This is a genomic window from Aquabacterium sp. (assembly GCF_049274795.1).
GTDB lineage: Bacteria > Pseudomonadota > Gammaproteobacteria > Burkholderiales > Burkholderiaceae_C > Aquabacterium.
On record NZ_JBASTH010000125.1, the window covers coordinates 1 to 17,685 of the forward strand.

Here is a 17,685-nt window from a genome sequence, read left to right on the forward strand (position 1 = left end):
AGCCAGCACCGGTCCATGGCGTTGTCGTGCTTGAGGTGCCCGATGGCCGGCTCCACCGCCTGGCGTCGTTTGAGCCATCTGCGTTGTGGATCCGTCAGGCTCTTGAACTTGCCCCGGTGGATGATCTCAACGCCCGGGTTGTCCGCATCCACGCCTCTGAAACCCAGGTCCACGACCACCTGCTTGGGCTTGGTCGCCGTGTCTTCGGTCAGGATCCTCACCTGCTCCAGTTGTTCTGCCAGCGTGTGGCCGTCGTAGGGGTTGCCGGCGAAGCTGCGCGCGCCGACCATCAGGCCCTGCTTGTGCGTAACCGCCACGCTGACCTTCACGCCGAACTCGTAGGGCTTGCGGGCCTTTCCCTTGCCGATGCACTCCACCTCGGGGGCATGCAGGGCATAGAGCTTGTTCTTGTCCTTCGGTGCCTGGCTGCGGATGCGCTCGGCGCGCTGCATCAGCGTTTGCAGGCTCGTCAGCGCCAGTGCGGTTGCCTCGCTGGCCTGGCCGAGCTTGCGCTGCAGCTCGCGCAGCACGATCCCCAGGATCGTGCGCTGGCGTTTGACCACTTTGCGCAGCCGCTTGAACTGCTTGGCGTGGGCGTAGCCACCGGCTTTGCGCCGCAGTGTCTTGCCCTCGCGGGCGAAGCCTCCCCGAGGGTGTTTCAACTGCCGTCGCTGTACGCGGCGTGCAAGGTTTGACGGCGCTTGCAGGGCGGGGCGGCTCGGTCGATGTGGCGGCACTGGCCTGGCTTCTACGAGAGCCGCACAAATCCGGCGGTTTTCAGATCCGGTACTAGCGCCTCGGCAGCAAGGGTTTCACGCGGGCTTCCCAGACCTTCACTGCCAAACCGGCAGGCGAACAACTGGACGAGTTCACCATTACGCAGTCCTGACGGTATTTGTTTTTCTCATATCCAATCCCGTTTCCATTCGTTCAGTGTTGGTTGCAGCTTTCTTACAGTTGCTTCATCCGATCAACAACGATCCCCAACTGGAAGTCTGGAACAAGCAATGAGCCGTCAAAACATCCGCCGCACTCTGTTTTCGTGGGCCCTGAGCACCGTGGCCGTGGCCGCCACCCTCGGCGCTGTCGCCCCCACGATCGCTGCCGCCAAGGACGTCACGCTGCTGAACGTGTCGTACGACCCGACGCGTGAGCTCTATCAAGAGTACAACGCCGCGTTCAGCAAGTACTGGAAGGCCAAGACGGGTGACAACATCACCATCAAGACCTCGCACGGCGGCTCGGGCAAACAGGCCCGCTCGGTGATCGACGGCATCGATGCCGACGTGGTCACGCTGGCCCTGGCCTACGACATCGACGAGATCGCCGAAAAGGCCAAGCAACTGCAGCCCGACTGGCAGAAGAAGCTCACGCACAACAGCTCGCCTTACACCTCTACCTATATCTTCCTGGTGCGCAAGGGCAACCCCAAGGGCATTAAGAACTGGGACGACCTGATCAAGCCCGGCGTGGGCGTGATCACCGCCAACCCCAAGACCTCGGGCGGCGCCCGCTGGGGTTACCTGGCTGCCTACGGTTTCGCTCTGAAGCAGCCTGGTGGCAACGATGCCAAGGCCAAGGACTTCATCCAGAAGCTGTTCCTGAACGTGCCGGTGCTGGATTCCGGCGCTCGTGGCTCCACGGTGACCTTCTCGGAGCGTGGCGTGGGTGACGTGCTGCTGGCCTGGGAGAACGAGGCCCACCTGGTGCTCAAGGAATTCGGCGCCAACAAGTTCGACATCGTCTACCCGCCCGTGAGCATCCTGGCCGAGCCGCCCGTGGCCGTGGTCGACAAGGTGGTCGACAAGCGTGGCACCCGCAAGGAAGCCCAGGCTTATCTGGAATACCTTTACTCGCCGGAAGGCCAGGACATCGCCGGCAAGAACTTCTACCGTCCGATGGATGCCAAGGCGGCTGCCAAGTACGCCAAGCAGTTCCCCAAGATCAACCTGTTCACCATCGATGACGTGTTCGGTGGTTGGACCAAGGCCCAGAAGACGCACTTCGCCGATGGCGGCGTGTTCGACCAGATCTACACCAAGAAGTAATTGGTCGAATTGAAACGAGCAAGTGGGGTGGTGCCTGTCTGATACAGGCATCCTTGGCGGCCTCGGTGGTCATGCTCCGAGGCCGCTTTTTTCCTGGCTTCTATTCTTGTTTTTCGCATAAGCAATTGCGAAAAGCTAGCTTAAGCGAGTCAAGAGCCCCCATAACATACGCGTCTTGCATCAGAAAGGGGTTTGCCATGCGTTTTTCTTTGAATAAATCGCTGAGTCACTGGGTCCTGGCGGCTTCCACGTCCGTGGTGGCCCTGACATCGGCAGGCGTGGCCCACGCCGATGCCACACTCTTGAACGTCAGCTACGACGTCACCCGTGAGTTCTACAAGGACTACAACAAGGTTTTCATCGCGCACTGGAAGAAGACGACCGGCGAAACGCTGACGATCAACCAGTCGCACGGCGGCTCTAGCAAGCAGGCTGGCAGCGTGGCACAAGGCCTGGAAGCCGATGTGATCACGATGAACCAGGCCAACGACATCGACATCCTGTTCGATCGCGCCAAGCTCATCCCTCAGAACTGGGCCACGCGCCTGCCCAACAACAGCTCGCCTACCACCTCGGTGTCGGTGATCCTGGTGCGCAAGGGCAACCCCAAGAAGATCAAGGACTGGGTGGATCTGGCCCGTCCTGGCGTCTCGGTGGTGATCCCGAACCCGAAGGTGTCCGGCAATGGCCGCTACACCTACCTGGCTGCCTACGGCGCTGCCTTGAAGAAGGGCGGCGACGCGAGCAACGCCCGCGCCCTGGTGCGCGGCATCTTCGCCAACGTGCCCGTGTTCGATGGCGGCGGCCGTGCAGCCACCACCACCTTCGCGCAGCGCAACATCGGCGATGCCCTGGCCACGTTCGAGAGCGAAGTGCCGCTGATCAAGAAGGAATTTGGCGGTGACTACGAAGTGGTCTACCCCAGCCTGACCATGCTGGCCGAGAACCCCGTGAGCGTGGTCGACAAGGTGGCCGACAAGAAGGGCACGCGCAAGCAGGCCGAGGCCTACCTGAAGTACCTGTACTCGGATGAAGGCCAGGAAGTGGCCGCCAGCCACAACCTGCGCCCCCGTTCGGCCAAGGTGCTGGCTGCGCACGCCAAGGACTTCCCGAAGGTCAACACCTTCACCGTGGGCGAGGTGTTCGGCGGCTGGACCAAGGCCCAGAAGGACCACTTCGCCGACGGCGGTACCTACGACCAGATCCTGGCGGCCGGCCGCAAGTGATCGCCTGAGGCGCCGCCCGGCGGTGGCGCCTCTCCAACCGACCGCAGTTCTCTCGGTTTCTTCCCCATGATCTTTTCCCGCACCTTGCTCAGGCGGCATTCCGTGCTGCCCGGCTTCGATCTGGCCCTGGGTCTGACGCTGCTGTACCTCAGCCTGATCGTTCTGATCCCGCTGTCGGCCACCTTCCTGCGCACCGTCAATGACCTGACCTGGGTTCAGTTCGTGGAGACGGTGACCTCGCCCCGCGTGGTGGCCTCCTACAAGCTGACCTTCGGCGCATCGCTGCTGGCCGCGATCGTCAATGCCGTGTTCGGCCTGCTGGTGGCCTGGGTGCTGGTGCGCTACAAGTTCTTCGGCCGCCGTGTGGTCGATGCGCTGGTTGATCTGCCCTTCGCCTTGCCCACGGCTGTCGCCGGCATCGTGCTGACAGGGCTGTACGCCGGCAATGGCTGGATCGGCCAGTTCTTGGAGCCCCTGGGCATCAAGGTGGCCTACACCCCGGTGGGTGTGTTCGTGGCCATGACCTTCATCGGCCTGCCTTTTGTGGTGCGCACGGTGCAGCCCATCCTGGAGGATCTGGCCTCCGAGCTGGAAGAGGCCGCAGTCACCCTGGGCGCCAACCGCCTGCAGACCTTCCGCCATGTGATCCTGCCCGTGCTGACGCCGGCGCTGCTCACCGGTTTCGCGCTGGCCTTTGCGCGCGCCCTGGGCGAGTACGGCTCGATCATTTTCATTGCCGGCAACATGCCGATGATCTCGGAGATCACGCCGCTGCTGATCATCACCAAGCTGGAGCAGTACGACTACGCGGGCGCCACCGCCATCGCCGTGGTGATGCTGGTCATGTCCTTCTTCCTGCTGCTGGCCATCAACGGCCTGCAGGCCTGGACCCGCAAGCGTCAGGGCAAGTAAATCATGAGTTCCATGTCTCCCCCTAACCATTCCCAGGCCACGCGTGAGCCGGCCTGGGTGCGCTGGACACTGATCACCACCGCGCTGGTGTTCCTGTCGCTGTTCCTGTTCGTGCCGCTGGTGTCGGTGTTTTTTGAAGCGCTCAAGCGCGGCTGGGACGTCTACCTGGCGGCGGTGACCGAGCCCGATGCGATCTCCGCGATCAAGCTCACCTTGATCGCCGCCGTGATCTCCGTGCCCCTGAACCTGGTGTTCGGTGTGGCCGCGGCCTGGGCGATCGCCAAGTTCGATTTCCGCGGCAAGAGCGTGCTGCTCACGCTGATCGACCTGCCGTTCTCGGTGTCGCCTGTGATCGCCGGCTTGATCTACGTGCTGGTGTTCGGCCTGCAGGGCTGGTTCGGCGAATGGCTGCGCGATCACGACCTGAAGATCATCTTCGCGGTGCCGGGCATCGTGCTGGCCACCATCTTCATCACCTTCCCGTTCATCGCGCGAGAGCTGATCCCGCTGATGCAGGCGCAAGGGCAGGAGCAGGAAGAAGCCGCCGTGGTGCTGGGCGCTTCGGGCTGGCAATCCTTCTGGAAAATCACGCTGCCCAACGTGAAATGGGCCCTGCTGTATGGTGTGATCCTGTGTAACGCACGGGCCATGGGCGAGTTCGGCGCCGTGTCGGTGGTGTCGGGCCACATCCGCGGGCAGACCAACACCTTGCCCCTGCACATCGAAATTCTCTACAACGAGTACCAGTTCGCCGCGTCCTTCGCCGTCGCGTCGCTGCTGGCCAGCCTGGCGCTGGTCACCCTGGTGCTGAAATTCATCGTCGAACGCCGGGTGCAGCAAGAAATCGCCCAGGCCAAGGATGCCGGAGCCGCGTCATGAGCATTGAAGTCAAGAACCTCGTCAAACGTTTCGGATCGGTCACGGTCTGTGATCACCTGAACCTGGACATCCCCTCTGGTGAGTTGGTGGCACTGCTGGGCCCGTCGGGCTCGGGCAAGACCTCGCTGCTGCGCATCATCGCCGGCCTCGAAACGCCGGATGAAGGCTCGGTGCTGTTCCATGGTGCCGATGCCACCAACGTGTCCGTGCGCGACCGCAATGTGGGCTTCGTGTTCCAGCACTACGCGCTGTTCGGCCACATGAGCATCTTCGAGAACGTGGCTTTCGGCCTGCGCGTGCGCCCCAAGGCCACCCGCCCCAGCGAAGCCGAGATCCGCAAGAAGGTGACCGAGTTGCTCAAGCTGGTGCAACTGGACTGGATTGCGGACAGGTACCCGCACCAACTGTCGGGTGGCCAACGTCAGCGTATCGCGCTGGCGCGTGCCTTGGCGGTGGAGCCCAAGGTGTTGCTGCTGGACGAGCCCTTCGGCGCGCTGGACGCCCAGGTGCGCAAGGAACTGCGCCGCTGGCTGCGCCGCCTGCACGACGAGATCCATGTGACCAGCGTGTTCGTGACCCACGACCAGGAAGAAGCCATGGAAGTGGCCGACCGCATCGTGGTGATGAACCAGGGCCGCATCGAGCAGGAAGGCACGCCGGACGAGGTCTACGACCACCCGGCCACGCCCTTCGTGCTGCAGTTCCTGGGTGACGTGAACCTGTTCCATGGTCGTGACCATGCGCCGGGTGCCGTGGCCGCCGCCAACAGCACGGGCAGCGCCACCGATGTGAGCTATGTGCGCCCACACGAGATCCAGGTGCTGGCCCGCCCGGAAGAGGGCAGCCTGCCCGTGACCCTGGTGCACACGCTGACCGTGGGCCCCAACACCCGCCTGGAGTTCAAGCGCGTGGACGGCCAGGGCGAGGTGGACGTGGAACTGCCCCGCAGTGAATACGCCGCCTTGCGTGACAGCGGCATCCTGGAAACCGGCGCCACTGTGCACTTGAAGCCCCGCCGCGTGCGCCGCTTCAGCGTGGTCAACGGCGGCCGTGGCGAGTTCGTGGACACGGATCCCGCAGCAGTGATCTGATCCGCGACGGACGCTGTCCGTCATGAAGCATCCCCGACTGGTCGACAGGCCGCTCGGGGATGTTTGCTTTTCAAGGTTCTGGCTCCTGTTTTGCATACGAGAGGCTTCAAGAACCTGAGCAGGTGGTCAGGTTCTTGTCTGCCCCAACGGAGTCCCCCACGTGAAGCACACCGCCCGACGCACCGTGTTGAACTGCCTGGCCACGCTGGCCCTGGCCGCCGTGGCCAAAAAGCGCATCAAGGCGCGTGAGCAGGCCCGCAGGCGCTCCGCCCAGGATGCCGGCTGACCTACACTTATCCACAGCCGAGGTGCTGCGCACCCGGCTTTAGCCCTGGCTCAAATCTGAATCGGCACGGTGGCTCAAAATTCGGTCGGCGCCAACAGTCGCAGCCACAGATGGTGTTTGCACCGCTGTCGATGGCAACTGCCTATGCCATGGTGCCCTACACGCGGGCCGCAGCGTTGCAGGTGATGTGCCTGACGCTGGTGTTCGGCATGTTCCGCCTGTCGCCCTGGGAGATCCGGCGCATGGGGCTGGTGTCGGCGGCGATCCTGCTGGGTGCTGTGCTGGCCTTGCACCATGGCGGCAAGGTGTCTGTGCACGATGACTTGCTGCCCGCCCTGGCCACATGCTGCGTGCTGGCGGGCATGTCGGTGGTGCTGGGGCGTTTCAGCCGCATGCGCGAGCAGTTCCATGAGCAAAAACAGGTGCTGCGCCAGACATTGCGTGAGGTGGAGGAACTGGCCATCCGCGACAGCCTGACGGGCTTGTTCAATCGACGCCACATGCAGGAGTTGCTGGCCCAGGAATCGTTGCGGCATGCGCGCAGCGGCACGCCCTTGACCATCGCGTTGGCCGACCTGGATCACTTCAAGCAGGTCAACGATGTGCATGGCGACAGTGTGGGCGATGAAGTGCTCTGCAACGCCGCCAAGGTGCTGCAGGAACAGGTGCGCCGCTCGGACGTGGTGGGCCGATGGGGCGGGGAAGAGTTCCTGATGATCCTGCCGGACACGCCGGCGCAGAACGCCTTGCCTGTGTTGGAGTGCGCGCGGGCGGCGTTGCAGGTGACTGTGGTGTCTCAGGCCGCCCCGAACTGCGCATCACCTTGTCTGCGGGTTTGGCGCAGCGGCAGGCCGATGGCTCGATCAGCGTGATGCTCGATGCGGCTGACAAGGCGCTGTATGCCGCCAAGGCATCCGGCGAAATCGCTGTCTGCTTGATTGACCCACAATGATGGGCCACAACGAAAAAGGCCTCAGCGTGTGCTGAGGCCTTTCGAATTTTGGCTCCCCGACCTGGGCTCGAACCAGGGACCTACGGATTAACAGTCCACCCCGGAAATCTGGCTGCAGCCAGCGTAAATCCTAGCGATCTACTGTTGGCAGTGCTCATATTCCGTGACCGATCACATTCAAATCCTCGGGGCATGGCGGCGGATAGATGCCTGTATATGGAACAGTTCTTTAGCCGATTATTGCTGCAAAAAAGCCCGCGTATTGGCGGGCTGGGTGGGGATTTTCTCGGGCCTAAAGCGTTATCAAGTTCGGCTTGATCGATTCGCGGTATCGGGCCTTGATGTATTTCTCAGTGGTGGCCTTGTCGGCGTGGCCGCATAGCGCCTGGATCGTTTCGATGGGCGTCCCGCTGAGCCACATATCGGTGGCACCTTTTCCCTTCAGATCCCGGAAGCCGAAGTTCTCCATCATGGACAGCTCTCCACCTTTTTCCTTGTGGTCCGCTCGCACCTCGTTGATTGCCCGGCGCAGCATCGAGCTGAGCCCGTCGTAGGTGTAGAGCTCGCCGCTCAGGGTGGCCACGATAGGCTGCTTGAATTTCAGCACCTTGTCGTTGCTGCCCACGATGTGCTCGATCATCGTCTGGAGCCGGCCCACCAGCTCGATCTCCATCAGGCGGCCAGTTTTGCCTTGCCGGAAGTGCAGGATGCGGCCGTCACCTTTGCGCTTCACGATGGTGGTAGTCCACCGGATGATGTCCGACTCTGGGCGCTGCAGTGTCCGATAGGTCAACTCCATCATGATTTGCACTGATCGAGGGGCCACCTTGTAAACCGCCAAATACTCGGCGTCCGTGACGTAGCGCTCCCGGTTCGTTTCTGTGTTGCGCACCACTCCGGACGCCCGCATGCACGGATTCACCACCAGCGAAGGTGGCCTATCGTCCCGGCGTAGGAGCCAGCTGATCATCGATGAGAGGCAGGCACGCTCGCGGTTCGCTGGAACGGGCCTGCCTGCATCGGCGTGCATTTGGAGGTAGTTGGTGACGTTGTTGGGGCCGATCTTCTCCGGGTACATCCGCCCGAAGTAGGTCATCAGGTGCTCCTGAGCGTCCTCGTAGTCTTCGAGGGTGCGTTGGCTGCGGGTCTTGGCCGCCACCTGGGCGCGGAAGTCTTGCAGGAACAGAGCCATCCAGTACCGGGTAGTGCCGAAGTCGTCGCCAGGGTTGTTGTAGAGCCTGGCCATGCGCTTGGACTCGGCCACATCAGTGCCCATGTCTTCCCACCACTCGGCCCGGGCTGGTGTGCCGCGATGGCGGTACCAGAAGCGGCCATGGCGCCAGGCCAGACGCGTACCGGCCAAGCCCAGCGGATCACCGTCCTTGCGCTTTCGCCCCATGGCGGCCCTTTCGTTCGTTGAGCAGCGCCATGGCTGCGCCGATGTCTGGCTCTGCACCAGGGGGGCGATCCGCGGGCTTGGTGTTAACGCGTCCGGCGCCCAGCACCCGCTCGTATTCGCTGCGAGCCACGAGGGGTGCGCCGCCCGGCGTAGTCTTCACGAACAGGCCCAGGCCCTTGAGGAACCGGATGCGAGCTGCGTTCTGGGTAAGCGGGCGGCACATGTCGCTCAGCTCGCGTTCCGTCAAGTAAGGGGGAGGGGCTTCGAGTACTTCAGCCATGGTGTCACCTGATGATAGTCAAGGCCAGACCTGGCCCGAGCCGCCACCAAAGCCGCCACCAAACCGGTGGTACAGCTCGGCCGCCTTCCTCTGATGCTCCGCCATGCGCCGGGTCTCTGCGTCCATCGGGTCGGGATCTGTCTCGTAGGAGAAGGCCTCCAGCATGCCCTGGGCGTGGGTGTTGATCTCCAGCGCACGCTCGGACGTGGTGATGGTGTGCTCGATGTCGCGCAGCTTGGCTTCCACCATCGCCTTGATCAGGCCGGGGTCCTTCTGGAATCGGGCGAGCCGGCGCTCCAGGGCTTTGGCCCGCTTCGATGCGAGCTTGATTCGGTCCGTCATCTGCGACTTCACCTCGGCCAGCATGCGCTCGACATCCTTCACAGGGTTGCGGCAGCGCTCCTGCTCCAGCACCGCGTCGAACATCTCGCGCAGCACGCTCACAGCCAGGTTGTCCAGGCTGTCGGCGTTGCCGGTCTGGTCGTACTGAAGGCGGTTCTGAGGGTTGCTCAGCACCTCGTAGGCGGCATTGATCTCGGCCATCGCGGCGGCGTGCTCGACGGCTTCGGCACCCTGGTGCTTGTCCGGGTGGTGCTGGGCGCACAGCTTGCGCCAGGCGGCTTTGATCTCGGCCGGCGTGGCGGTGGGCTCGACGCCCAGGGTTTGGTATGGGTTCTTCATTGGGTGATGGGGGTGAACTCGACGACCCACAGCCACGGGTCGGCATCCCAGGAGGCAGCCCCGTTGATGGTCTTCCACAGGGTCTCGAAGCTTCGCCTGGGGATCACGGTGGTTCCGCCGCTCAGATAGTTTCGCCACAGCGGCACGCAGTCGCCCGGCTGCACGTCGGGCTCGATGCCTTCGGCGATAGCGTCTTCATCGCTGATGTCGTGCAGGCGCTCCACGCGCACGTCGACGATCTCGAGCGTGATCCGACTAGCCCACCGGGGCATGTGGATGGACGGGCGGCGCTTGAAGCCCCAGCCTTTGAGCTCCGCCGCTTCCTGATCGCCGATGCCGTCGGCGTCGTAGTAGTACGGTGCCCAGGTGTCAGCTCCCTCCCGGAGCATCTTCGCCGTGCGCTCAGGGCGCTCCCAGCCGTTTTCTCGGACCCACAGTCGGTCCCCGGGCCTGCCGTAGGGGCAGCGATCAACCTGGAAGTCATGTGCGCAAGACTGTTCGCGCTGGCCCTGGCAGACCCGCCGGGTCATCCGCTTGATGCCTGCTCGGGTGGCGCGCACCATGGCGCCGTTGAAGAGGATCGGACGCTCTTTCACACCATGCCTTTTTCGGTGGCAAGCCACTCGGGGATGAAGATGGAGGTGGTGCCTATGCCCGGCATGTCGTCGGGGCCGTCGCACCAGTCGCTGATCTGGGAGATGGGCACCCAGGCCTCGGCCTTGCCACCGTGATCCACCAGGATGGCGTGCGTAGTGGCGCGCTTGACGCGCACCTCGATCTCAACGTCGGCGCTCATGCGGGGCTTCCCTGCGCTTCCAGCGCCTTGATGATGGTCTGGACGCTCTTGCGGATGCGCTGCCCCATGCGGGACTCAGCGGCGCGCTTGACGGCGGCAATCGCGCCCTGGAGGCCGTGCCGGCTGACGCTGCGGGCAACGCCGTGCGTGCCGTCGTCGCACTCCCACTGGCACCAGACGTAGCAGTGCTGGGCGGTGCTGGTCCGGTGGGTGCGCCACTGGACGAAGAAGTAGGGGCCGCGCTTCATAGAAAACGCCCCGTTGTATCTGCGAGGCTGGCCTCTACGCGGCGCTGTTCGCGCTGCATCTCCTCGGCTTGGTAGGCGAGATCGCGGGCCTGGCGCAGCGCATTGGAGATGATGTCCTGAGCGATGGGCTTCAATGACCGGACTGCGTGGCGCTCCGGGTGATCGTTGGTCAGCGCGTCGGTCATGGCGGACACAGCGGCCAGTGTCTCGACAGCCTGATCGGCGAGGCTTTGATGCTGGCTCATGCAGGCTGCCATTCCTTCGCTGCCTGGGCAGCGCGGTGGGCGTCGGCTTCGGCCTTGTCTGCCAGCTCGAAGCGTGGATGTTCCTCGCCGTCCTGGGTGACCACCACCATGCGATGGAGGGGGAACAGGCCGCCCAGCGTCCAGTTGCAGGGCTGGCCGTCGGGTTCCTTGCGCGGTGAGCCTGCGCCGGTCCAGCGCCCAACGCATGAGAACGCCAGGTAGGTTTCCACCTCCTCGAAGGTCTTGCCGGCGCCGGCCGCGATCAGGTCGCGGGCGTTCTGCAGCGTGCGGCACATCGGGCACTTGAAGACGATCAGGTCGTGGCTGGCGGCCTGGGCCTTGCAGGCTTCGTGGAACTCGGCCAAGGTCATCGTCTTCATCGCTGACCTCCATCCACGACCTGAGGGTTGGCAGCCATCCGCATCGCCTCGATCACCGCCACTTGCAAGCGGGCCCGGTCCTGCGGTACATCGTCGTCGGTGAAAAGCCGGGCCAGGTCCAGCGCGACGATGTCGAACCACCCGGGCACGGCGGTGCGCGTAGCGTGGCCCGCGTCTACGATGAACTGCTGGGCCTGCTGTGCATGCTCAATGCTGGCGAATCCTGCGCGGACGACGAAAGCGTCGCCCTCGGGGCCGCATGTCACGAAGGTGCGCGCGCGCAATGGGCCGAAGTGTGTCGATGCACGAACCAGCGCGGCAATGCGCTCGATGTGGCTGCCGGCGCCACCGTAGGGCTCCAGAGCCAGTTCGACATCGTGCGCGAACTGCCGCAGTTCGGACGCCTCGGCGCAGACATCGAGCAGATCGGCCGCCCGCTCCATGTTGGCGGCCATCTCGTCCTCAGGGTTCTTTCCGCGAAGGGCGGCAGCGTCGTCGCCGAGGCAGGCGATAACCTCCTGCACCTCGCTCGGATCTGGATCTTCCGGCTGCTGGATGCGGTCAGCTGCACGCAGCACGGCCGCGTCATAGCGAGGCTTGCCCCAGATCGACACGTCCTTGCCGGCGTCAGGCACATGGAGTTCACACCTGGCGGCTGCGATGACATTGACGTCGATCAGGCCGATGCCCAGCTCGCGCAGCGCGATTTCGTTGGCCCGCTCGGCTTCCCGCAGCAGGCGGGCCAGGGGAGTCTCTTGGGTGGTGTTGCTCATGGTGTCCTCGCCTTGACGGCGCGTATGACTTGATTGCACTGCTCCACGTCGAACCAGCCGATGTGGCAGTGCTCGACGTTGGCGATGCCCAATTCGCCAGCGAGCCAGGCATAGGCCTCGTCGCGGGTCATCTGGCCGGACTGCCACAGCGGGTTGAAAAGATCCTTGGCGGCCTTGCGCGCGTTGCGGATCGGGGCCGTGGCCAGGGTGCCCATGGGGATGCCGGTGAAGGGATGCAGGCCCACATAGGCCCGGCAGTTTGGGCCCTGGCACATGAAGGTCCAGGGCCACTCGCCGTACTCGCGCCCGTAGATCTCGGCGTTGCTCACCAGGTTGACCTCGGCACCGCAGTGCCGGCACGTGGTCGGTACGGGCAGGGGGTTCTTGACCTTGGCCGTGGCCCGTCGCGAAGGGTTCCAGGGCGTCACGGGCGTGGTGCGCGCAGGGAGTTGGTCTGGCTTCATGCCGTGGCCTGCTCCGCAACAGGGCGTTGCATCGGGGTAGGGACGCCGGTGAGCGCGTCATGCCACTGGATAAGCCAACTGGGAGCACCCTCCCACGTCCGCAGGCCCCGGCTCATCATCTCGGCAAGTTCGCGTTGCTGGTCCGGCGTGAGAGCGCGAGGGATGTCTGCAACCGCTGGCGCCAGGGTGTGCTGCTTGGCTTCAGCCGAAAGACCAGGGCGGAGCGTGCCTGCGTTCCCTGTGATGCGGCTGTGCCAATGACGCAGTGCAGCAGCGGTGGTGATAGTGTGGTGTGCTGCCTTCTCGCGGTGGTAGTCGATACTGATCTGGTGCGCCTCCATGTGCTTCTCAAGCACCAACATGGACTGCAGGCGTTCTGCTTCCCGGTGGTGATGAGACGCTTTGCCGGCCAGCACGCCGATCAGCAAGATCCAGTCGTCTGAGGACTTGCCGTCATCACCAGCAGCGCCGTGACGCACGTCCTGGTGGGCGAACTCCAACTGCACACCACGGTCGAAGTCAGCGAGTTCGGGGGTGTTGATCAGGGCGAGAAGGCGGTCGCGCTCAGCCTGAGCGGCCAGAAGCTCATCGTGCTGGGCTTGGGTCAGGTGGATCATGATTGCTCCATGGGTTGAGGGTCGAGAACTTCGGCCACCAGGTCTTCGGGGATGCCGAGCTGGTGGGCGACTTCTTCGCGGATGTGGTCGGGGGCTGCGTCCGGCGTGGCCGCACGCACGCGGGCGATCGCTTCCACGATGGGGTTGCGGGCGGCGATGGTCATGCGGGCACAGCCTCCCGCTGCATGTCCTTCACGGCGAAGTAGACGGCCATGCAACCATCCACGTCGTTCAGTGCGTTGTGCGCGCCTTCCATCTCGCGGCCGAAGAAGTGAAGGTATGCCTCGGTCAGCTTCGGGGTCTTGGGATGGTTTCGGCGTGCGCGGACCATGGCTGCCGTGGGGGGCAGGTTGCAGATCTTGGTCGTCATGCGGGCCGTGCACTCGACGGTCCCGGCTTTCCATTCGTCGGAGGGTTGGACCTCCAGATCCGGGTTGCGGATGTCGAAGTAGCGCTTCAAGCCGATGCGCAGGATGCGCTGGTCGAACTGCTCGTTGTGAGCGATGCGGTGCCGCTTGGCCCACATGGTCCAGAAGCGCTCCAGGGCTTCCTCTTCGGGCACGCCCTCATCCATGGCGCGCTCCATCGTGATGCCGTGCACCTCGATGGTCTCGGGGGGGATGATCCAGCCGTCCGGGCGGATGATCAGGTCCAGCGTTTCCAGCGTCTGGCGGGTATCGAGGTCGACCAGCTTGGCCGCGAGCTGAACGATGTGCGGCTGGCAGGGATCCTCGCTGGGCTTGTGAAACTCCGGGATGCCCGTGGTCTCGGTGTCGAAGAAGAGGCCCAGGCTGGCGGCTTGGGCGATGGCCGATTGATCGGCCGGGATGGTGGTGGCGTTCATGCTGTGGCGGGCTCGCGGTTGGTGGTGGTCGAGGAAGGGGCGGCCGGGCGCTGGAGGTTCCCGCGCTCGATCCAGTGGGAGGTGATGGAGGGCTGCAGGCCTGTCGGCAGGGTCTTGAGCGTCCCGGTGATGAAGGCGCTGTCGATCTCGTCGTTGGCGACGAGGTTGTCCAGCCAGGCGAGCAGCTGCATGCGGCCGGGCGTGTCGAGGACGTCGAAGCGGTCCAGGGCTAGCAGGCGCAGGCCGGACATGAAGCTGATGGCCTCGGCCAGCACCGCATCGGCGCGCCACTGCTCGGACTCGGAGAGCATCGAGTAGGGCCGCCAGACGCTGCCGTGCTGCACACGGACGGCCATCTCGTCATCGAGCTTGACCAGCGGCCACAGCGTGTCCTCGGCGGCCAGCTTCAGCCGTTCGTTGAAGGGCTGGAGGGCTTCGGCCAGCAGCTCGGCGGGGATGCCGTTCGACCCGAGGGCATCGCCGATGGCATCCCAGGCGATCACGTCTTCATGGTGGGCCCGAGCGTCGGCGGTCTTCTTGTCGGCCTCGGCCGTGGCGCGCTTGGCGGCGGCCACGGCGTCCAGTTTGGCGGTCAACTCCTGCCGCTCCGTGCGCAGCACCCCGAGGCGGTTCTGGGCGGTCTCCAGGTCGGAGGCCTTCGGCGGGGCCTCGGCCGTGGCGCGCGCCTTGAGCGTGGCGTCGGCTTGCTCGGCCGCGACCAGGTCACGCCGCGTGTTGTTGACGGTCTTGGTGCACAGGTCCACCGAGGCCTTCAGGGCGGGGATGCGGCCCAGGTCGTCTTCGGTGCCCTTGGCCAACGGCCCGGCGCACACGAGGGCGCCGTCCTTCCAGATCAGCATCGCATTGCACTCAGGGCATGCGGTGGCCGATTGCGTCTGCTGGGAGATGGTGAGTTCGGCCAGCGCCTGCTGCTGGGTGGCCAGCGCGGCCTCGTCCGTTTGGAGCTTGCGGCGATGTCGCTCCAGCATGCCGGCTTGCTCGCGCAGGCTCTGCTCTTCGTGCTGGGCCTGGGTGTGCGCATCAATGCGGGCCTTGAGGGAGCCTACGTCCTCGCTTGCTTGGGTGATCGTGGCGTCGAGCTGGGTGACGCGCTGGTGCAATGTGCTGGCCTGCGCTTCGTCAAAGGTCGGCTTTTCGGCCTTCCAGCCGTTCGCCTTCTCTGGCCCGTAGACCTCTCCAGCCACTGCGCGCCAGGCGCCCTTGGCTTCGGTGGCCTTGCCCTTGGCGTCCTTGGACGCCTCCGCCATGCCGGCGCGCAGGAGCGGCAGGATGCGCTCAATGCGATCCTTGTCCAGGTGGCGCTTGAGCAGACGTGACTTGATCTCGGCCGGGCTGACCTTGACGCCCATCAGGTCGAACAGCATGCCGCGACGCGCCTTGCCGTCCATTCGGGCGAAGAGGGCAGGCTCCAGCACGTAGGAGATAAGGGGGTGCGGGGAGTACTCGGCCTGAGGCGACACGGAGCCCTTCGGCAAGAGCATCCAGGCCTCGACCGTCTTTCCGTCCTTCTCGAAGACCACCTCGGCCTGGCCGGTCTTGGCGCCCTGCAGGTCGCACACCAGCTGGGGGTAGTCCTTCTTGTACTGGACGCGCGTGGCCTCCTGCGTCAGGGCCATGCGCAAGGCCTCCTGAACGCTGCTTTTGCCGGCGTGGTTGTGGCCGGCCAGGATGGTGATGGGGGTGGAGGGGTAGATGTCCACGCTGTGGGCGCCAAGCACGTTGGCTGCATGGATGCGGGTGAGCTTCATGCGGTCTCTCCGGTGGTGGTGATGGTTCGGTTGCCGCGCGTGTCCATCGCGCTGACGAGGCCGCTGATCTCCATCGCTTCGAGGAGGCGAGCGGCGCGGTTGTAGCCAATCTGCAGGTGGCGCTGCACGAAAGAGATGGAGGCCTTGTGGTTGCCGAGCACTAGGGTTACTGCCTGGTCGTAGAGCGGGTCCTCACCGGTGCTGCCTGCCAGGACATCGGAATCGCTGGGCGCGTGCGTGGGCTCTCTGGTGCCCTTCAGCTTCAGGTCCAGGCGGGCCTGGGGCGACGGCTCTGGCTTCTGCGGCTCTTTCGGGGTGAAGAGGTCGGGGGCCACCAGGCCGCCCAGCGTGAAAGTCAGGTCTGTGAACAGGCCTGTCAGCTCACCGGTGGCGATGGCCAGGTCGGCATCCCACATGTCATCGGCTGCCACAGACTCGCGGGACTTGAGCGCGATGTCCAGGAACTCGATGCGCTTGATTTGGTAGGTGTCCGTGAGCAGGAAGGACACGCGGTCCTTCCAGGTCATGGCCAGCTTGACGGGGGCCTTGCCCTGCTTGATGTGCTGGCGGATTTCCTCGGTGTCGAGGTTGCAGCGCTTGTAGCTGGCGGTTGACTTGAACGCATCGCTCGATCGGAGGTCGCACTCCCGATCCACGGTGAAGCCGAAAGGCGGCTCCCCATCCATGAGCCAGCCTGTCATGGCCCGCTCTGGCGAAACCTCGGTCGCGAACTGCGCGATGCTGATGCCCGACAGGCACTTCACCAGCCAGGACATCACGTCGCCGGCCCGCGACTCGCTTGCGGCATCGACAACGACGCGTTGCTCGTAGGCATCGATCCACACGAAGTAATCCTGGGCCTTCGGGAAGGCGACCGGCAGCAGCTCCTGCAGGGCCGTCTCCTTCAGTTCCTTGCGGATCTTTTTGCCTGGCTTGCGGCCGGTCTCGTTCTCGAATTCCGCCGCCAGCTCGTTGACGCGTTTGTCCAGGATCTGTGAGGGCACGCCCTTGGTCTCGATGCGCAGGCGCACGACCTGGTGGTGACCTTGCTGCACGACCAGCTCACCGTGCTCGATGCCACGGGCCGGCACCCAGCCGAGCGTCACGGTCTGCGTGGCGCCGATGGGGGTGAAGGCGAAGCGCTTGAGCGCGGCCTCCATGTCGGCCGTGGTCATCGCCCAGGCTTCACCGATGCGGAAGAGGTTGGCGTTCTTGAACATGGCGAGCCTAAGGTCAGATCGTGTCGGCGGCAGGCGAAGGCTGCCCAGCAACGGCGCAGCGGCGCAGGTCTTCCAGCGCGTCTTCGTTCGAAGCGTAGAAATCGGGCGCCAGGCGGCCCGTGCTGGCCTCGTAGATGAGTCGGCCGGCGGTTTCGCTGCCCAGGGTCTCTTCAAGTCTTTGGCCGGCGTCACCGCCTAACACCACGGCCCAGCCTGCGCGGCAGTGAGTGGTGCCGCAGTGCCAGCTATCCATGCGAAGGTTGCCCGCCTCGGCCGCTTCCAGCACCTTCTGGTCAAGGCCTTCGATCACAGGAACCGCGAGGCCCTGGAAGAACTTGAGGTGGTCCACGGTGGCGGCGCTGGCGATGCTGAGCACACGGTCCACGGTGTCGTCGCTGGCGATGCTGAGCACACGGTCCACGGTGGCGGCACTGGCGATGCTGAGCACACGGGCCACGGTGGCGGCGCTGGCGATGCTGAGCACACGGTCCACGGTGGCGGCGCTGGCGATGCTGAGCACACGGTCCACGGTGGCGGCGCTGGCGATGCTGAGCACACGGTCCACGGTGGCGGCG

22 protein-coding genes and 2 pseudogenes are annotated in these 17,685 nt (G+C 64.6%); 7 read left to right on the forward strand and 17 right to left on the reverse strand.

The window, feature by feature from the left end; all coding sequences use genetic code 11:
• Positions 1 to 641, reverse strand: a pseudogene (locus WAQ08_RS21630) (IS5/IS1182 family transposase); the annotation flags it as partial.
• 366 nt (positions 642 to 1,007) lie between these two features.
• Between WAQ08_RS21630 and WAQ08_RS21635 the strand changes: the two are divergent.
• From WAQ08_RS21635 to WAQ08_RS21665, 7 genes are all read left to right on the forward strand, one after another.
• On the forward strand, positions 1,008 to 2,048 hold the full coding sequence (locus tag WAQ08_RS21635; RefSeq protein WP_422194676.1) for a sulfate ABC transporter substrate-binding protein: 1,041 nt from the start codon (positions 1,008 to 1,010) through the stop codon (positions 2,046 to 2,048).
• Between the two features lie 197 nt (positions 2,049 to 2,245).
• Positions 2,246 to 3,274 carry a sulfate ABC transporter substrate-binding protein gene (locus tag WAQ08_RS21640; RefSeq protein WP_422194678.1) on the forward strand — a complete coding sequence of 343 codons (1,029 nt, stop codon included), beginning with the start codon at positions 2,246 to 2,248 and terminating at the stop codon, positions 3,272 to 3,274.
• A 66-nt stretch (positions 3,275 to 3,340) separates the two neighbouring features.
• Complete coding sequence (cysT, locus tag WAQ08_RS21645) at positions 3,341 to 4,186, forward strand: sulfate ABC transporter permease subunit CysT (protein WP_422194680.1); 846 nt, start codon at positions 3,341 to 3,343, stop codon at positions 4,184 to 4,186.
• A 3-nt stretch (positions 4,187 to 4,189) separates the two neighbouring features.
• Entirely contained in the window at positions 4,190 to 5,065 is an 876-nt protein-coding gene (cysW, locus tag WAQ08_RS21650; protein ID WP_422194682.1) for a sulfate ABC transporter permease subunit CysW, read from the forward strand.
• Positions 5,062 to 6,156, forward strand: coding sequence for a sulfate/molybdate ABC transporter ATP-binding protein (locus WAQ08_RS21655; RefSeq protein WP_422194684.1), 1,095 nt, complete (start codon positions 5,062 to 5,064; stop codon positions 6,154 to 6,156). Before cysW ends, WAQ08_RS21655 begins: the two co-directional genes overlap by 4 nt.
• A 160-nt stretch (positions 6,157 to 6,316) precedes the next feature.
• Positions 6,317 to 6,442 carry a hypothetical protein gene (locus tag WAQ08_RS21660; protein ID WP_422194686.1) on the forward strand — a complete coding sequence of 42 codons (126 nt, stop codon included), beginning with the start codon at positions 6,317 to 6,319 and terminating at the stop codon, positions 6,440 to 6,442.
• Positions 6,443 to 6,573: 131 nt separating this feature from the next.
• The gene (locus WAQ08_RS21665) at positions 6,574 to 7,314 is read left to right on the forward strand and encodes a GGDEF domain-containing protein (RefSeq protein WP_422194688.1); all 741 of its coding nucleotides are present in this window, start codon (positions 6,574 to 6,576) and stop codon (positions 7,312 to 7,314) included.
• Positions 7,315 to 7,686: 372 nt separating this feature from the next.
• Here the strand turns inward: WAQ08_RS21665 and WAQ08_RS21670 are convergent, their stop codons facing one another.
• The 16 genes and pseudogenes from WAQ08_RS21670 to WAQ08_RS21745 form a co-directional block, all read right to left on the reverse strand.
• The gene (locus WAQ08_RS21670) at positions 7,687 to 8,793 is read right to left on the reverse strand and encodes a tyrosine-type recombinase/integrase (protein WP_422194690.1); all 1,107 of its coding nucleotides are present in this window, start codon (positions 8,791 to 8,793) and stop codon (positions 7,687 to 7,689) included.
• The gene (locus tag WAQ08_RS21675; RefSeq protein WP_422194692.1) at positions 8,768 to 9,073 is read right to left on the reverse strand and encodes a hypothetical protein; all 306 of its coding nucleotides are present in this window, start codon (positions 9,071 to 9,073) and stop codon (positions 8,768 to 8,770) included. The genes WAQ08_RS21670 and WAQ08_RS21675 overlap by 26 nt, the downstream gene beginning before the upstream one ends.
• An 18-nt stretch (positions 9,074 to 9,091) precedes the next feature.
• Positions 9,092 to 9,754, reverse strand: coding sequence for a DnaJ domain-containing protein (locus tag WAQ08_RS21680; RefSeq protein WP_422194693.1), 663 nt, complete (start codon positions 9,752 to 9,754; stop codon positions 9,092 to 9,094).
• A complete protein-coding gene (locus tag WAQ08_RS21685; RefSeq protein WP_422194695.1) occupies positions 9,751 to 10,350 on the reverse strand; it encodes a hypothetical protein in 600 nt (199 codons plus the stop codon). The genes WAQ08_RS21680 and WAQ08_RS21685 overlap by 4 nt, the downstream gene beginning before the upstream one ends.
• Positions 10,347 to 10,550, reverse strand: a complete 204-nt coding sequence (locus WAQ08_RS21690; RefSeq protein WP_422194697.1) for a hypothetical protein — start codon at positions 10,548 to 10,550, stop codon at positions 10,347 to 10,349. Before WAQ08_RS21690 ends, WAQ08_RS21685 begins: the two co-directional genes overlap by 4 nt.
• Positions 10,547 to 10,798: a hypothetical protein gene (locus WAQ08_RS21695; RefSeq protein WP_422194699.1), complete on the reverse strand. Its 252-nt coding sequence runs from the start codon at positions 10,796 to 10,798 to the stop codon at positions 10,547 to 10,549. The genes WAQ08_RS21690 and WAQ08_RS21695 overlap by 4 nt, the downstream gene beginning before the upstream one ends.
• Positions 10,795 to 11,043: a hypothetical protein gene (locus WAQ08_RS21700; RefSeq protein ID WP_422194701.1), complete on the reverse strand. Its 249-nt coding sequence runs from the start codon at positions 11,041 to 11,043 to the stop codon at positions 10,795 to 10,797. Before WAQ08_RS21700 ends, WAQ08_RS21695 begins: the two co-directional genes overlap by 4 nt.
• Complete coding sequence (locus WAQ08_RS21705; protein WP_422194703.1) at positions 11,040 to 11,423, reverse strand: VVA0879 family protein; 384 nt, start codon at positions 11,421 to 11,423, stop codon at positions 11,040 to 11,042. The genes WAQ08_RS21700 and WAQ08_RS21705 overlap by 4 nt, the downstream gene beginning before the upstream one ends.
• Entirely contained in the window at positions 11,420 to 12,196 is a 777-nt protein-coding gene (locus WAQ08_RS21710) for a hypothetical protein (RefSeq protein ID WP_422194704.1), read from the reverse strand. The genes WAQ08_RS21705 and WAQ08_RS21710 overlap by 4 nt, the downstream gene beginning before the upstream one ends.
• Positions 12,193 to 12,660 carry a zinc-finger-containing protein gene (locus WAQ08_RS21715; protein ID WP_422194706.1) on the reverse strand — a complete coding sequence of 156 codons (468 nt, stop codon included), beginning with the start codon at positions 12,658 to 12,660 and terminating at the stop codon, positions 12,193 to 12,195. The genes WAQ08_RS21710 and WAQ08_RS21715 overlap by 4 nt, the downstream gene beginning before the upstream one ends.
• Positions 12,657 to 13,277, reverse strand: a complete 621-nt coding sequence (locus tag WAQ08_RS21720) for a hypothetical protein (RefSeq protein WP_422194708.1) — start codon at positions 13,275 to 13,277, stop codon at positions 12,657 to 12,659. The genes WAQ08_RS21715 and WAQ08_RS21720 overlap by 4 nt, the downstream gene beginning before the upstream one ends.
• Positions 13,274 to 13,441, reverse strand: a complete 168-nt coding sequence (locus tag WAQ08_RS21725) for a hypothetical protein (RefSeq protein ID WP_422194710.1) — start codon at positions 13,439 to 13,441, stop codon at positions 13,274 to 13,276. Before WAQ08_RS21725 ends, WAQ08_RS21720 begins: the two co-directional genes overlap by 4 nt.
• Positions 13,438 to 14,121, reverse strand: coding sequence for a 3'-5' exonuclease (locus WAQ08_RS21730; protein ID WP_422194712.1), 684 nt, complete (start codon positions 14,119 to 14,121; stop codon positions 13,438 to 13,440). The genes WAQ08_RS21725 and WAQ08_RS21730 overlap by 4 nt, the downstream gene beginning before the upstream one ends.
• A complete protein-coding gene (locus tag WAQ08_RS21735; RefSeq protein ID WP_422194714.1) occupies positions 14,118 to 15,890 on the reverse strand; it encodes an AAA family ATPase in 1,773 nt (590 codons plus the stop codon). Before WAQ08_RS21735 ends, WAQ08_RS21730 begins: the two co-directional genes overlap by 4 nt.
• Positions 15,887 to 17,110, reverse strand: coding sequence for a recombination-associated protein RdgC (gene rdgC / locus WAQ08_RS21740; protein WP_422194716.1), 1,224 nt, complete (start codon positions 17,108 to 17,110; stop codon positions 15,887 to 15,889). The genes WAQ08_RS21735 and rdgC overlap by 4 nt, the downstream gene beginning before the upstream one ends.
• Before the next feature lie 13 nt (positions 17,111 to 17,123).
• Positions 17,124 to 17,685, reverse strand: a pseudogene (locus WAQ08_RS21745) (hypothetical protein); the annotation flags it as partial.

Excerpts from the sequence above, each read along its gene's own strand:
- WAQ08_RS21640 (WP_422194678.1), top strand. The coding sequence starts at position 2,246 with ATGCGTTTTTCTTTGAATAAATCGCTGAGTCACTGGGTCCTGGCGGCT.
- WAQ08_RS21725 (WP_422194710.1), bottom strand. The coding sequence starts at position 13,441 with ATGACCATCGCCGCCCGCAACCCCATCGTGGAAGCGATCGCCCGCGTG.
- WAQ08_RS21705 (WP_422194703.1), bottom strand. The coding sequence starts at position 11,423 with ATGAAGACGATGACCTTGGCCGAGTTCCACGAAGCCTGCAAGGCCCAG.
- WAQ08_RS21635 (WP_422194676.1), top strand. The coding sequence starts at position 1,008 with ATGAGCCGTCAAAACATCCGCCGCACTCTGTTTTCGTGGGCCCTGAGC.
- WAQ08_RS21710 (WP_422194704.1), bottom strand. The coding sequence starts at position 12,196 with ATGAGCAACACCACCCAAGAGACTCCCCTGGCCCGCCTGCTGCGGGAA.
- WAQ08_RS21735 (WP_422194714.1), bottom strand. The coding sequence starts at position 15,890 with ATGAAGCTCACCCGCATCCATGCAGCCAACGTGCTTGGCGCCCACAGC.
- WAQ08_RS21680 (WP_422194693.1), bottom strand. The coding sequence starts at position 9,754 with ATGAAGAACCCATACCAAACCCTGGGCGTCGAGCCCACCGCCACGCCG.
- WAQ08_RS21670 (WP_422194690.1), bottom strand. The coding sequence starts at position 8,793 with ATGGGGCGAAAGCGCAAGGACGGTGATCCGCTGGGCTTGGCCGGTACG.
- rdgC (WP_422194716.1), bottom strand. The coding sequence starts at position 17,110 with ATGTTCAAGAACGCCAACCTCTTCCGCATCGGTGAAGCCTGGGCGATG.
- WAQ08_RS21715 (WP_422194706.1), bottom strand. The coding sequence starts at position 12,660 with ATGAAGCCAGACCAACTCCCTGCGCGCACCACGCCCGTGACGCCCTGG.
- WAQ08_RS21695 (WP_422194699.1), bottom strand. The coding sequence starts at position 10,798 with ATGAAGCGCGGCCCCTACTTCTTCGTCCAGTGGCGCACCCACCGGACC.
- WAQ08_RS21730 (WP_422194712.1), bottom strand. The coding sequence starts at position 14,121 with ATGAACGCCACCACCATCCCGGCCGATCAATCGGCCATCGCCCAAGCC.
- WAQ08_RS21690 (WP_422194697.1), bottom strand. The coding sequence starts at position 10,550 with ATGAGCGCCGACGTTGAGATCGAGGTGCGCGTCAAGCGCGCCACTACG.
- WAQ08_RS21655 (WP_422194684.1), top strand. The coding sequence starts at position 5,062 with ATGAGCATTGAAGTCAAGAACCTCGTCAAACGTTTCGGATCGGTCACG.
- cysW (WP_422194682.1), top strand. The coding sequence starts at position 4,190 with ATGAGTTCCATGTCTCCCCCTAACCATTCCCAGGCCACGCGTGAGCCG.
- WAQ08_RS21720 (WP_422194708.1), bottom strand. The coding sequence starts at position 13,277 with ATGATCCACCTGACCCAAGCCCAGCACGATGAGCTTCTGGCCGCTCAG.
- cysT (WP_422194680.1), top strand. The coding sequence starts at position 3,341 with ATGATCTTTTCCCGCACCTTGCTCAGGCGGCATTCCGTGCTGCCCGGC.
- WAQ08_RS21675 (WP_422194692.1), bottom strand. The coding sequence starts at position 9,073 with ATGGCTGAAGTACTCGAAGCCCCTCCCCCTTACTTGACGGAACGCGAG.
- WAQ08_RS21700 (WP_422194701.1), bottom strand. The coding sequence starts at position 11,043 with ATGAGCCAGCATCAAAGCCTCGCCGATCAGGCTGTCGAGACACTGGCC.
- WAQ08_RS21665 (WP_422194688.1), top strand. The coding sequence starts at position 6,574 with ATGGCAACTGCCTATGCCATGGTGCCCTACACGCGGGCCGCAGCGTTG.